General features: G+C 66.2%; 11 protein-coding genes. 7 read left to right on the forward strand and 4 right to left on the reverse strand.

Annotated features, from left to right (window positions below):
- Positions 1-244 precede the first annotated feature (244 nt).
- Positions 245-1,366: a glycosyltransferase family 4 protein gene (locus AmiPiv_RS14305; RefSeq protein WP_340038149.1), complete on the forward strand. Its 1,122-nt coding sequence runs from the start codon at positions 245-247 to the stop codon at positions 1,364-1,366.
- On the opposite strand, the gene AmiPiv_RS14310 is transcribed toward AmiPiv_RS14305, so the two are convergent.
- On the reverse strand, positions 1,356-2,519 hold the full coding sequence (locus tag AmiPiv_RS14310; protein WP_340038370.1) for a glycosyltransferase: 1,164 nt from the start codon (positions 2,517-2,519) through the stop codon (positions 1,356-1,358). The genes AmiPiv_RS14305 and AmiPiv_RS14310 overlap by 11 nt on opposite strands.
- Before the next feature lie 335 nt (positions 2,520-2,854).
- On the opposite strand from AmiPiv_RS14310, the gene AmiPiv_RS14315 reads away from it, so the two are divergent.
- The 3 genes from AmiPiv_RS14315 to AmiPiv_RS14325 all read left to right on the forward strand — a co-directional run bounded on the left by AmiPiv_RS14315 (position 2,855) and on the right by AmiPiv_RS14325 (position 5,525).
- On the forward strand, positions 2,855-3,724 hold the full coding sequence (locus AmiPiv_RS14315; protein WP_340038371.1) for a glycosyltransferase family 2 protein: 870 nt from the start codon (positions 2,855-2,857) through the stop codon (positions 3,722-3,724).
- A 16-nt stretch (positions 3,725-3,740) separates the two neighbouring features.
- Positions 3,741-5,159, forward strand: coding sequence for a polysaccharide biosynthesis/export family protein (locus AmiPiv_RS14320; RefSeq protein WP_340038150.1), 1,419 nt, complete (start codon positions 3,741-3,743; stop codon positions 5,157-5,159).
- Positions 5,160-5,294: 135 nt separating this feature from the next.
- Entirely contained in the window at positions 5,295-5,525 is a 231-nt protein-coding gene (locus tag AmiPiv_RS14325) for a hypothetical protein (protein WP_340038151.1), read from the forward strand.
- A gap of 69 nt (positions 5,526-5,594) precedes the next feature.
- Here AmiPiv_RS14325 and AmiPiv_RS14330 read toward each other — a convergent pair whose 3' ends face one another.
- The 3 genes from AmiPiv_RS14330 to AmiPiv_RS14340 all read right to left on the reverse strand — a co-directional run bounded on the left by AmiPiv_RS14330 (position 5,595) and on the right by AmiPiv_RS14340 (position 10,144).
- Complete coding sequence (locus AmiPiv_RS14330) at positions 5,595-6,380, reverse strand: sugar transferase (RefSeq protein ID WP_340038152.1); 786 nt, start codon at positions 6,378-6,380, stop codon at positions 5,595-5,597.
- 296 nt (positions 6,381-6,676) lie between these two features.
- A complete protein-coding gene (locus AmiPiv_RS14335; protein WP_340038153.1) occupies positions 6,677-8,503 on the reverse strand; it encodes a GNVR domain-containing protein in 1,827 nt (608 codons plus the stop codon).
- A gap of 204 nt (positions 8,504-8,707) precedes the next feature.
- Entirely contained in the window at positions 8,708-10,144 is a 1,437-nt protein-coding gene (locus AmiPiv_RS14340) for a hypothetical protein (protein WP_340038154.1), read from the reverse strand.
- A 414-nt stretch (positions 10,145-10,558) separates the two neighbouring features.
- Here AmiPiv_RS14340 and AmiPiv_RS14345 point away from each other — a divergent pair, with 414 nt between their 5' ends.
- The 3 genes from AmiPiv_RS14345 to AmiPiv_RS14355 all read left to right on the forward strand — a co-directional run bounded on the left by AmiPiv_RS14345 (position 10,559) and on the right by AmiPiv_RS14355 (position 12,953).
- A complete protein-coding gene (locus AmiPiv_RS14345) occupies positions 10,559-11,254 on the forward strand; it encodes an outer membrane protein (RefSeq protein WP_340038155.1) in 696 nt (231 codons plus the stop codon).
- Between the two features lie 292 nt (positions 11,255-11,546).
- Positions 11,547-12,395, forward strand: a complete 849-nt coding sequence (locus AmiPiv_RS14350; RefSeq protein WP_340038156.1) for a hypothetical protein — start codon at positions 11,547-11,549, stop codon at positions 12,393-12,395.
- Between the two features lie 276 nt (positions 12,396-12,671).
- Positions 12,672-12,953 (forward strand): metal-sensing transcriptional repressor, encoded by a 282-nt coding sequence (locus AmiPiv_RS14355; protein WP_340038157.1) that lies wholly within the window; start codon positions 12,672-12,674, stop codon positions 12,951-12,953.
- Positions 12,954-12,967 lie beyond the last annotated feature (14 nt).

The raw sequence follows: 12,967 nt of genomic DNA on the forward strand, positions 1-12,967 counted from the left end.
CGGTCGGTGTCCTCCGATCCTCAGCGCGCCGCTTCGCTGCCTGTTTGGTCCCGAACCCTAACATGGCCGGAGGATGCGGACTTTCACACCTTGGAGGTACAGGCCTACTCCCACGCGCCTCCTTGGGAGGTGCGGCGGCTCCGATCTGCTGAGCCCGTGCCAGGTGGCAGTTCCAATGGCCGAAATGACGTCCCTCGCCCCTCAAGGCAGAGTAGGAGCCGCAGTCCCATCCCGCGGGAAGCTCATGGCGCGCCATTGGGCCATCAACGGCCGTTTCCTCGCCCAGCCGTTGACGGGCGTGCAGCGCTACGCACGCGAAATCGTCGGCGCCATCGACCGGCTGCTCGTCTCCCACCCGGCTGTAGCCGACCATCTCGACATCGAACTGCTCGTTCCGCCCGACGCCATCGTCGACATCGAGCTCGCTGCCATGCGCGCCCGCGTCGTCGGCTATCTGCGCGGCCACGCCTGGGAACAGCTGATGCTGCCGATGCACGTCAAGGGCGGGCTGCTCAGCCTCTGCAACACCGGCCCCGTCGTGGCCGCCCAGCACATCGTCTGCATCCACGACACCAACACGCGCAACTTTCCGCAGAGCTACGCGCCAAGCTTCCGCGCGCTCTACCGGGTCTTGCTGCCCGTCCTGGGCCGCAAGGCCGAGTGCGTTTCCACCGTATCGCACCATTCGGCGCGCGAACTCGTCCGGCACGGCATTTGCGCGCCGGGCAAGATCTTCGTGGCGCCGAACGGCCACGAGCACGCCGCGGGTTGGCGGGCCCGGCATTCGCTGAAGACGCAGATGGCCGCCGGCGAAGGCACGATCGTGCTCGTCGGCAGCAGCGCGCCGCACAAGAACGCCGGCCTCATCGTCGGCATGGCCGACAGGCTGCATACAGTCGGCCTGCGCGTGGCCATTGCCGGCATGTCGGATGCGCGCGTCTTCAACCTGCCCGACGCCGAGCAGGCACCCAACCTCTCCTGGCTGGGACGGCTGACCGACGCCGAGCTGGCCGCCCTGTTGCGCGATTCGATGTGCCTGGCCTTCCCCTCCTTCGCCGAGGGCTTCGGCCTGCCGCCGCTCGAGGCGATGGCCCTGGGCTGCCCGGTGATCGTGTCGGACCGGGCAAGCCTGCCCGAAATCTGCGGCGACGCCGCCCTCTATGCCTCGCCCGACGACGCCGACGCCTGGTTCGACCGCTTCATGGAACTGTACCGGTCGTCCGAGCGCCGACGGGACATGATCGCCCGCGGCAGGCAGCGGACCTCGCTCTTCCGCTGGGACACCTCGGCCGAGCTCTATCTGCTGGCGATGCTGGAGGCCGGCGGACTGCAGCAGGAAGCCGCGATGGACGTCATCATGCAGTGACGGCCTGCAGGGAGCGGACCGCGCCCACGGCATCCAGGAACTCGCTGTCGAAACGCTTTTCGGAAAAGCGCTCGCTGTTCTCGCGGCACGCTTCCGGCGCCACGAGGTCGCGGTTCGCCTCGAAATGCTCGACGGCCTGCTTCAGCGCCACAACCGTCTGCCGTTCGAAAAGGATCCCCGTCGGCCGCTCCGCCGCGCCCAGCCTGCGGACGATGTCGACGGCACCTCCCCGGCCGAAGGCGACCAGCGGGGTGCCGCAGGCCTGCGCCTCGGCGAGCGCGATGCCGAAATCCTCGCATCCGGCGAAGACCATGGCCCGCGCCTCGGCCACGGTCCTCACATAGTCGCGCCGCGGCAGATATCCGGCGAAGCTGACATTGGGGCCGGCCATTGCCCTGAGCGCCGCGGACTGCTGGCCTTCGCCGACGATGACCAGCCGCCGCGACGGCATCTCGTTGAACGCCTGGATGACGAGGTCGGTGCGCTTGTAAGGCGCCAGGAAGGAGGCCGAGACGTAGTAGTCGTGCTTGTCGGCCACGAAATCGAGTTCATCGAGCGCCACCGGCGGGAACACCACGCGCGCGTCCCGGCCATAGATGTGCCTGATGCGCGAGCGCACATAGTTGGAATTGGCGAGCATCAGGTCCGGGCCGTGGGCGGTGCGGGTGTCCCATTCCCTGAGCCGGTGCAGCATGTAGCGGAACAGCATGCCCTTCGGCCCGAAGCCGAGCTTGCCCTGTGCGAGATAGGAGAACTGCTCGTCCCAGGCATAGCGCACGGGGCTGTGCACGTAGCACAGATGCGGCTGGTCCGGCCGGGTGATGACGCCGCGCGCGAACGCGGCCGAGGACGAGATCACCATGTCGTAGCCGGTGACGTCGAACTGCTCGATGAGGAACGGGCAGAGGAAGAACAGCGAGCGGTAGAACTTCCTGATCAGCGGCAGCCGGTTGGCGACCGAGGCGTGGAATTCGACGTCGCGAAAATACTGCTCCTTCACTTCGGCGGGCAGGAAGTCGAACAGGGTGAAGACGTCGGCATTGGGGAAATGCCGGCAGATCTGCGCCAGGACCCGCTCGCCTCCCCTGAAATCGGGACACCAATCGTGCACGATGGCCACGCGGTGTTCCACGGCCGGGCGCACCTCAGCCATGTCGAGGCGCGCGGCCGGCGCGAATTGCTCGGCCGTGACCAGGTCGGTCGGACTTGCGTGGCGCATGAGGTCGAACTCTCGATACCGCGGACTGCCCGACAGTCTCGGATTGCGCCGGCGGCCCGGCAAGTTGGCCAATCGGGTTGCCGGGCCGTCTATGCCCAAGGGGTACGGAACCTACCTCGCCCGGTCCCGCGGCATACCTCCAACGGCGCATGCGCCGGCCCCGGCGCCCCTTTTTTGCAGGCTGCCCGCCGGCATCCGGCCCTCTAGGCTCGACATGGATGAATCTGTCCGGAGGTCGGGCCTTGTCGACCCACAGCACGGGATTGGGCATGAGGATCGTGGTGGCGATACCGACGCTCGGACGCAGCGAGCAGCTGGCCCTGCTGCTCGCGCATCTGGAGCGCCAGACCCGGCCACCCGACGAGGTCGTGGTCTCGGCGCCCGACGCGACGCATGTCGAGATCCCTCCGATCGGGCGCTTTCGGGTCGTCCCCGTCTTCGGCAGGAAGGGCCTGACCGCCCAGCGCAACACCGCGCTCGAACATGCCGGCGGGCGCTTCGACCTGATCACCTTCCTCGACGACGATTTCGTGCCCGCCGACGACTATCTGGAGCGCGTCGAAGCGGGGTTCGCGGAGCATCCCGACTTTGCCGTCATCATGGGCCACGCCGTCATCGACGGCGCCCGCAACGCCGGCGTCGACTGGCAGGAGGCTACGGCCGCGCTGGCTGAGGCCAAAGCCGCCCCGGCCGCGCCGGAGATCGCCGACCACGTCGGCGCCTATGGCTGCAACATGTCGATCCGTACGGCATGCATCGGCGACCTGCGCTTCGACGAGCGGCTGGTGCTCTACGGCTGGCAGGAGGACATCGACTTCACCAGCCAGCTGCGCGCGCGCGGCCGCGTGGTCGGCATCTCCTCGATCGTCGGCGTGCATCTCGGCCTCAAGGCCGGGCGGGTCAGCGGCGTCCGCTTCGGCTACTCGCAAGTGGTCAACCCGGTCTACCTGATCCGCAAGGGCACGGTGCCGGCGAGCTTCGCGCTGCCGCTGATGGCCCGCAACATCGCCGCCAACATCGTTCGCAGCCTGCGGCCGGAGCCCTATGTCGACCGGCGCGGCAGGCTCCGCGGGAATCTCCTGGCAATGGCCCATGTCGTCACCGGACGCATCGAGCCCGAATACATCCTGAGAATCTAGGCGTGGGGGATCGGACATGCAGCGTTCACGAATATGCAATGCAACGAGGTCGGGTTCCGGAACGTGCGGCAGGATCGCGCTCGCCGCCACCCTCGCCCTCTTCGCTGCGCCCTTCGGCCCCGTCCAGGCCCGTTCGGCCGAATACCTGCTCGGTCCGCAGGACAAGGTTCGCCTCAAGATCTACGAATGGCGGGCATCGAAGGACGTGATCTTCGAATGGTCGGCGCTCAACGACCAGTTCACGGTCGGCGCCGACGGCAAGCTGGCGCTGCCTTTCGCCGGCGAGATCGACGCCTCGGGCAAGGCGCCGGGCGCGCTCGGCGTTGTGATCGGCAACATGCTCGAGCAGCGCATGGGCCTCGGCCGATCCCCGGACGTGTCGGTCGAGGTGGTGCAGTTCAGGCCCTTCTACATCACCGGCCAGGTGACCACGCCCGGCGAATTCCCCTACCGACCGGGGCTGACGGTGCTGCAGGCGGTCAGCATCGCCGGCGGCCTGCGCACCCGCGAGAACGACAACACCACCCGGCTCGAGCGCGAGGTCATCACCGGCCGCGGCGACATCAGCCTGCTGGCGCTCGCCAACGTCAACCTGCTGGCCCGCAAGGCCCGGCTCCAGGCCGAGTTGACAGACAGCGAGGACATCGCGTTTCCCGACCAGCTCACGCGCCGCAAGGACGACAGCTCCGTCACGCTCGCGATGGAGCAGGAAGTGCTGGTCTTCCGTGCCCGCAAGGACGGCCTGGCGACGCAGATCAAGGCGCTCAACGACCTGAAGGACTTCCTGGACAAGGAGCTGTCGTCGCTGGAGGGCCAGCTCGCGCTCTATGACGAGCAGATCGCGCTGGTCCAGAAGGAGCTCGCGGGCGTGTCCTCGCTTGTCGACAAGGGCCTGTCGGCCGCGCCCCGCGAAATCGCCCTGGAACGCAGCCTGGCCCAGGTGCGCAGCGACCGGCTGTCGGCGGAAACGGCGGTGTTCCGCGCCAGGCAGGAGATCAGCCGCGCGGACATCACCATCCTGGCGCTCAACAACCAGCACATGACCGAGGTGTCGCAGTCGCTGCGCGAGACGCAGTCGCAGATCAACGACATCGCGCGCAAGGCCGACACGGCCGTCCAGCTGCTGCACGACTCCGAGGTCACCGCGCCGCGGCTTCTCGCCATGCGTACGCGCAACGAGGAGATCGAGCCGATCTACACGATCGTGCGGCCCGGGGCAGACGGCAAGTCGGTCGAGGTGGCGGCCACGGAGGCCATGCCGGTCGAGCCCGGCGACACGGTCAAGGTGAAGATTCCGCTGCCGGCGCTCGACGACAGCGGCCTGCCCCTGCCCGCGGAGGGCGAAACATCAGCGATGCCACTCCCCGACGCCGAGGCGATTGCCAAGGCGCCCCCCAGTGCGGGTCGGGCCGCCAACGCCGGCGAGACGCAATAGTCCCTGCCCGGGCGGCGGCCATCCCCAAGGAGGCCCGCGACGTTGGAAAACCGGAAAAATCACTGTTAGCCGCGGCGGCTAGGTGTTTCACTGTGGGACAGCGCCATGCAATGATTCGCCAGGGAGAAAGCGAACGTGCTCTGGAGCATTGTATCTGTCAGCGTATTCGGCGTCCTGCTGGGGTTGAGCTTTCGCGTGCCGGCCCTGCTTGCGGCGACGGCCGCAACCGCGCTGGCGACGGGCCTCCTGCTCGACGGCCCCCTGATCCCCAAGGTGTTGTTTCCGGTCCTGGCCCTGCAATGCGCCTATCTCGTCGGGCTCAGCCTGGGAAACCTGTGGCGGCGCCTCGGCGTCGACGGTCACTGACCGGTGCCACAGCAATTCCGGATGTGTGAAGCGGACTTCGTCCGGAATAGCGTCGGCAACAAGCGGCAACTAGGACGCCTCGTCGAACCTGATGACGGCGAAGACGGTGCGCACGAGAATGGCGAGATCGGCCCAGAGCGACCAGTTGTGGACATAGTGGCTGTCGAGCGCGACGCGCTTGGCATAGTCCGTGCAGCTCCGACCCGTCACCTGCCACAGCCCCGTGAGCCCCGGCTTGGCCGAGAGGTAGTCGCCGGCGGCCTCGCCATAGCGGCTGAGCTCGTCCGCCATCACCGGCCGCGGCCCCACGCAGCTCATCTCGCCGCGCAGGATGTTGAACAGCTGCGGCAGCTCGTCGATGCTCGACTTCCTGAGCAGCTGCCCGAGGAAGGTGATCCTCGGGTCGCATTTCAGCTTCCTGTTCTCTTCCCACTGCCTGGCGGCCTCCGGATCGCCGACGAGATAGGCGCGCAGCACATCGTCGGCATCCGTCACCATCGTCCGGAACTTGTAGCAGTGGAAAGGCTGCCCGCGGAAACCGATCCGCACGTGCGAAAAGAGTGCGGGCCCGCCCGTGGTCAGCCTGATCGCAAGCGCCACGAGGAGCATGATCGGCGCCGCCAGGACCAGCGCACAGCTGGCGACCACCAGGTCGAGGATCCGCTTGGAACTGCCGCCCAGCGGTCCTGGCGGAAGGGCGAGCGTCGCCGCCAGCGGGTGGTGCTGGCCGTTCGGCGCGGGCTCGGACGGCTTGTCGAAGGAAGGGGATGCCGAGGGGGAGGCCCAGGCATTGCCGCGCCGCACCGCGATGTCATGCCGGGGATGGGCACGTACCCAGTCCTTCAGGCCGTGCATTAAGTTGCGGCGCGGAGTTCGCTTACCTAGAGCATTGATCGCCATGGCTGCCCCGGATGGTCGCGTTCATCGCCTTAGCTTCCCAGCCACGGGCATCTGCGTGCAAGAACGGCAAAGGTCGTACGGCGTAAAGCGCCAACACTCCCCCCTAAGCCTAAGGCATTAGCTGCAGGCCGGCCCGGCATGGCCGATGGATGCGGCCCCTACCCCGCATCCGCCGCTCAGCTGACCGGATCGTCCCGATCGACTTTCCGATTTTGGCGATCAAGCCTGCGGCCGCGAACCCATGACGGGCGTCAGCGCGCGTTGTCGAAGCCGCGGCCGTAGGTCGCGGTCGACCCGGAGCGCGCATTGGTCAGCAGCACCCCGATGATCGAGGCCTTGCTCGCATGCAGCGACCTTACCAGCTCGCCGAACAGGTCGACGGGCGTCCTGCCCCACTCGGCGACCACGATCACGCCGTCGAACAGAGCCGCCGTCGCCAGCCTGTCGGTGCCGCTGGTCAGCGGCGGAAGGTCGACGACGACGAAGTCGTAGGCCTGCAGTTCCGGCATCAGGATCCGCATGTTTCGCGGCCCAAGCAGGCCGCGGGCATCGACGACATGGCTCGGCAGCATGTCGAACGTCGCGTTCTTGGTCAGCATGATGTGCTGCTCTATCGGCCCGCTGCCAACCGCGCCGGGGGCTGCCGTCGCGGGCTGCGGCAGCAGGTATCGGCTCAGCACCGAATGGAAGATGTCGGCGTCGACCACCAGCGTACGCGTGCCGCACATCGAGTAGAGCATCGCGAGGTTGCTGGCGAAGGTGCTCTTGCCGTCGGACGGCAGGGCCGAAACGATGCCGATGCAGTGCAGGGAGCGGGCGGAATCGGCGAGGCCTATGGCGGTTTTGACGTGCCGCAGGCTGTTGGCGTAGGCCGAGGACGGCGTCAGCGCCACCGCGTCGAGCGTTCCGGAGGCTCCCCTTCCGGAGAGGACCGGCAGCTCGCCGAGGCATTCGAGCCCGAATTCCTCCCGCAATTGCTTGGGCGACCGCACGGTCCGGTCGAGCATGTGCCGGAGGAAGGCCGCCGCCACGCCGAAGATCAGCCCGGCAAGCGCGCCGAAGGCCAGCGTCAGCTTGCGCCGCGGCGCGCTCGGCACCAGGGGCCGCGTCGCCTCGGTGATCACCCGTGCGTCGGCGACCGGATAGGACTGCTGGCTGACCGAATTGGTGTAGGCTTGGAGGAAGCTCTCATACATCTTGCGGTAGGTGTCGGCCGTCACCTCCAGTTCCTCGAGGGTGGGCGCACTGGCGCCGGCACTGCCGTCGCTCCCGTCCGGGCGCGGCACGACGTCGTAGTCGTGCTTGGCGCGGAACTCCTGCGCGATCTGCGTCGCCTCGTTCATCTGGGCGCGAAGCTGGTTCAGGCGCTCCTCCAGCCAGCTGCCGCCTTCGCGCGCGGCGGCGGCCTTGGTCTCGAGCTGTTCGCGGACGAAGACGTCGGCGGTCGCATTGGCGACCTTCGCCGCGGTTTCCGGATCCGGCGACTGGAAAGCGATGGCGATCGCGTAGGAAACACCCACCCGACGAACATCGAGATTGTCGCTGAACGCCCACATCGTCAGCCGTTCGCGCTCGAAATCGGTGAGCTGGGTCGAAGTCCCTGCCTGGTCGCTGCTGCCCCCGAACAGCCATTCGCCGTCGAGCCCGATCCGATTGGCCGCCATCCGTCCCAGCTTGGCGAAGCGTCCAAGAATCGTCGGCGGAGGCGCCCTGAAGGCGGCATCGTCCTGCAGGCCAAGTTCCTTGATGACGATACTGGCGATCTTCTCCGAGCGCATCACCGCGATGTGGCTCTCGACCTGCGCAGTGTCCAGGGTCAGGTTCACCTCGGTCTGCTGCTGCTGCAGCACTTGCGGGATCTTCGGCTCGATCAGTATCTGCGTCATGGCGGTGTAGACGGGATCCGTCGTCGCCAGGTAGAACCAGGCGCAGAAGACGGCCGCTGCGACCGAGCCCGCGATGATGCGCGCATATTGCTTCAGGAACGCCCAGATGTCGGCGAAACTGATGAATTCGCGCTCGCCGGCATCATGAGGATCGGTGGCCTGCGGCCATCCGGACGTCAGGCGATTGTCCATTTCCGACCCCTGTGGCGGACGCGCTCCCGGCCCGGAGCGCCCGGATGGACCGGTGCCCGGTTCAAATCCAACCCGGCCATGGCGGGTGTCTTGAGATGCGGCATGAGCGTCGCGCCCGGAATTGACCCCATCGAAGCTTAGCCCTGCCGGTGGCGGCGTAAACGCCGCCAATCGGAGTATACGTGTACGCCTTCGGCACCTCGTCTATGCGGCCGGCACGAGCCGGCCGAGTGCCGTCGCAGCCGTCGACCGCACCGTAGCGCGCCGGTTGCGCCTGGCATGCGTGCGCGCCGCCATCACAACGGCCAGGCCGATGAAGAAGATCATCCCCGGATCGGCGCTTCCGTTGACCAGCGATCCCACCACGATGCTGGCCAGCGTGCTGGCGCGTACGCTTGCCACCACCGCCTCGGTCTCGCCGTCGATCCATCCCCGCAGCGTCCCCATGCCGCGCACCATGACGGCCACCAGCGTCGCCATGGTGAGCGCGCCGATGAGGCCGAGTTGCGAAAGCACCGCAATGGCCCAGCTCGACGCCCGCGAACTGCCGAAGCCGACGCCCAGGCCGCTTGTGTCGCTGAAGGCCTGCAGGCTCTTGACGTTCCAGTAGGCGCGCTCCTGGCCCGACGCGGATTGGGCCTTGTTGGTGACCGTCGCCTCGATCAGGCGAAGGAAGGGATCGAAGAAGCCGCGGCTGTGGAGTTCGATCGCGAGCGCCGCCGTGGCCATGGCCGCGAGGCCCGCGAGGATGAGCAGTTCGTCGGTCGTAAGGCGGCCCGACAGCAGCGAGCGCGACAGCGCGTAGGCGACCGGGACAAGCAGGATGGCGAGGCCGGCATAGGCCGTCGACGACGTCGACAGCATGAGCAGCACGAGCAGCAGCACCGACAGCCACCGGGCGAGCCGCGAGCCCGTCTTGCGCCAGTATGTGTAGGTGAAGGCGAGGCACGCCAGCGATGCGGTGCCGAACGCCGAGGCTTCCGAATAGGCGCCGGCGATGCGGAAGAAGCCGGCCTCGCTGGCATTGGTGAGCATGGCGTAGTTGGCCGTCCGGATCGGCTGCAGCACGTCGCCCGCACCGGTGACCTTCGCGAAGATGTCCACGAGCCCCATGCCGGCATGCAGGCCGCACCAGAGCATGAAGCCGCGCTGCACCTGAACCATCCGCTTCTCGTTGAGCAAGAGCACGCACAGCGCGATGGTGGTGAACCCGCCGAGGAGGAAATACCCGGTCTGGGAGATGTTGGCCGAAACCGGCTCGAGCACGGTTTCGATCACCCCCTGGCGCAGCTTCGACTGGACGAAGACGCTCGTCAGGCCGGCGAACAGGCGCGGGAACAGCCAGGCCCCCACGGCGGCGTAGACGAGGAGGCTGCCCAGGACCCAGAGCGGCCGCATGCTGCCGAACACCGTGCCGAGATCGCGCCATATCCGCCGGCGCCCCGCCACCGCCGTCAGCAGCATGGCGGCGAACAGCGTGTAGATCAGCGGTGACGAGCCGCCGAGCGCCGGCACCGACGCAACCGCTGTCGCACCGAAGGCCAGCGAGGCGATGAGGCTGACGATCAGCGTCCCGCGCGCGAGGTAGCCGGCCAGCAGCACGCCCGCGCAAACGATGAGACCGCCCAGCGACGGTTGCATGGATCAGGGTCCTCGCTTGCGGTCGCCGGCGGCCTCGGCATGACCAGGCTGCCGGCCGGGCTTTGGGCATAGGAAAATTTCGTAACCTGACATCGCGGTGGTCGAGCGTCGTTGCGTTCCGCCGATCATGCTGCGGATGACGGGGTGTCCCGCAAGCAGCCAAAAGGAGGTAGCCGGCGTATGGCCCCGGCACGCAACGATGGGCCAGCGGCGTGTCGGCTCGGCTCCAGATCACGCAGTCCAGTATCTGGAAGCATATATGAATACCAATTCAAACTATTAAAAGAATTTTTAAGTTTTCATCTGGAAAATGAAATTCCATCCTGCTAACATTCGGAAATATTTTTGAATCATGAGGTTTGAAAAATAATGTCATTTGGAAAGCTAGGCGCATCTATTTTTGCGATTTTTGCCTTGTCACCTGCAGCATTCGCCGAAGAGGACGTATCGTCAACTTCCCCGTCCAACCCGATAAACTGGTCAGGCGGCTATGTCGGCCTGCACGCAGGCGGCGGCTGGGGCACTGTCCTCGACGTCAACAATCCGCGGGCATCCGAGCAGGATATCGATGGCGCGCTCGGCGGCATCCAGGCCGGCTACAACTACCAGTTCTCGAACAATGTCGTGTTCGGCATCGAGGCCGACGTTTCGCTGGGCGATGTCGGCGCCAATTTCGATGGTCGCACCGTCAGCGAGTTCAATACTTACTACACTGAAGACAAGATCGAAGCGCTCGGCACGCTGCGAGCTCGTCTCGGCTATGCCGCCGACCGCTTCATGCCGTATCTGACCGGCGGTCTCGCCTGGGCCAGGATCGACCACACGCTTGGCTGCGACGTGGACCGTGTTGATGTGACACTCGGCTGCCAGGCCAACGGTGGCGCCTTCGAGACCTCCAAGTCCGACACGTCCGTGGGCTGGACCGCAGGCGGCGGTGTCGAGTTTGCGCTAACCGAAAAATGGACGCTGAAAGGCGAATACCTCTACACCGACCTCGGGAAGAACAAGGTCACGTTGATCGATCCGAACCGTCCGGGTTCGCCGGTCAACGAACGCAATTTCGAAACCAAGTTCAGCCAGCTTCGTCTCGGCGTGAACTACCGCTTCTGAACGCGGCAACCGGCAAGGATGCAACCCCGCCCACGGGCGGGGTTTTTTCTGTTGGCGCTTGATCACGACTGCCCATACCTTCCAAGCGTCATAACGTCTCGTTGACGCCCAGCCTCTCGGCACCCACATTCTGCGGCGAAAGTCTTCCCTTCGTTCCCCCGAAGAGCAGCTGAAGATTCATTTTGGCCGTCGGCTCTGCCGGCGGGTCAGGCAGGTAATTGTGTTTCAGGCCGGTTTGGAAGAAAGAGGCATAGCTCTCTCATATTTGCTCGCCGTCGGATTCATTGTCGCGATGGTGCTTGCCGCCGCCGTCGTCGGCGACGCCGAGATCATCCTCCCCGAGATCGCGGCCATGGCCGTCGCCCTGTGGGCCTATCGCGAGAAGGGTTGGGTGCGGCAGCCCGAAAAGATCTTCATCGCGCCGTCCGCCACAGCGGTGATCGGCTTCTCGGTCAACCTGCTCGACATCCCCTACGTCGCCAAGCTCGTCCTGGTGCTGTTCCTGATGGCCGCACTTTTGCGGCTGATGAAGTCCAACTTCGCGCCGTCGCTCGCCACCGGCGTGCTTCCGATCGTCACCAACGCGACGCATGCCTCGTTCCTGATCGCCATTTTCGCCACCACGCTGGTGCTGATGCTGGGCGTGCTCCTCTTCAGGCTGAACAAAGGCGTCCCGCGCGACGCTCCGGTCAACTACCGGTACATGGCGGTGTTCCTGGTGCTGCACCTGATCTGGATCGGCGTCGCCGTGGCTGCCGGCTATCCGCAGATGGCCGTCATTCCGCCGATCACCGTCGTGGTCTACGAATCGCTGCAGATGCCGATGTACATGGCCAGGATGGCCATGAAGCAGACTGCCGTCCTGACGCTGTCGGCCACCATCGGCACCCTGCTCTACCTCAACATCGACAGCTGGGTTCTGGTCGCGGCCCTCGACATGGCCATCGTCTACCTGATCCTCAGGGTCTTCTCCGCCAGGATCCCCGCAGCCTATGCCTTCCCGCTGCTGCCCTTCGTCTTCCCGGCGGAATCGGTGCCGCAGCTGCCCTATGCGGCGGCCGTCGTGTCCGCCTTCCTGTTCGGCCTGGTCCTGCTGTTCAAGACCTACGAACGCAAGCAGCTGGTCGTACAGGCCGCCTAGCGCCTGTCCGGTCGGCCAGGCAGCGCTCAATTCCCGCGAAAGCCCCCGCATAAGGACTGCAGATCGAGGAAACAGGCCGGCCCGGTCTGCTCGCCCGTCAGGATCATCGCCTCGGCGGGCATGCCGGGGCTCAGCCATACGATCAGTGTCGTATGGGGCGATCCGCGCCGCTTCGTCGGGGCTGGCCCGGTCCGCCGCCGTGAAGACCTCCGTGCACCATGCCTTTACCTAGTAGCACGCCTTGCCATATCCCCCCCAGGGGGATAGTATCTTGCCATGCCCGATCAGCCTCACCTCCACGAAGCCCATCCCGAGATCATCAGCCGGCTGAGGCACACCGGCGGCCACCTCAAGGGAAGCATCGAGATGGTCGATGCGGGCCGGCCCCGCCTTGAGGTTGCCCAGCACCTACGCGGGGTCGAAAAGGCCGTCTCGAAGGCCAGGAAGACCCTGATCCAGGATCACCTCGACCATTGCCTCGATGAGGCGGTCGGCGTGCTGCCATGCGAGCAGCGAAGCCCGATCGACGAGTTCAAGGAAATCACCAAGTACCTGTAAACCGGATACGCCTT

Origin of the sequence: Aminobacter sp. Piv2-1 (assembly GCF_037625995.1) — a bacterium.
GTDB lineage: Bacteria > Pseudomonadota > Alphaproteobacteria > Rhizobiales > Rhizobiaceae > Aminobacter.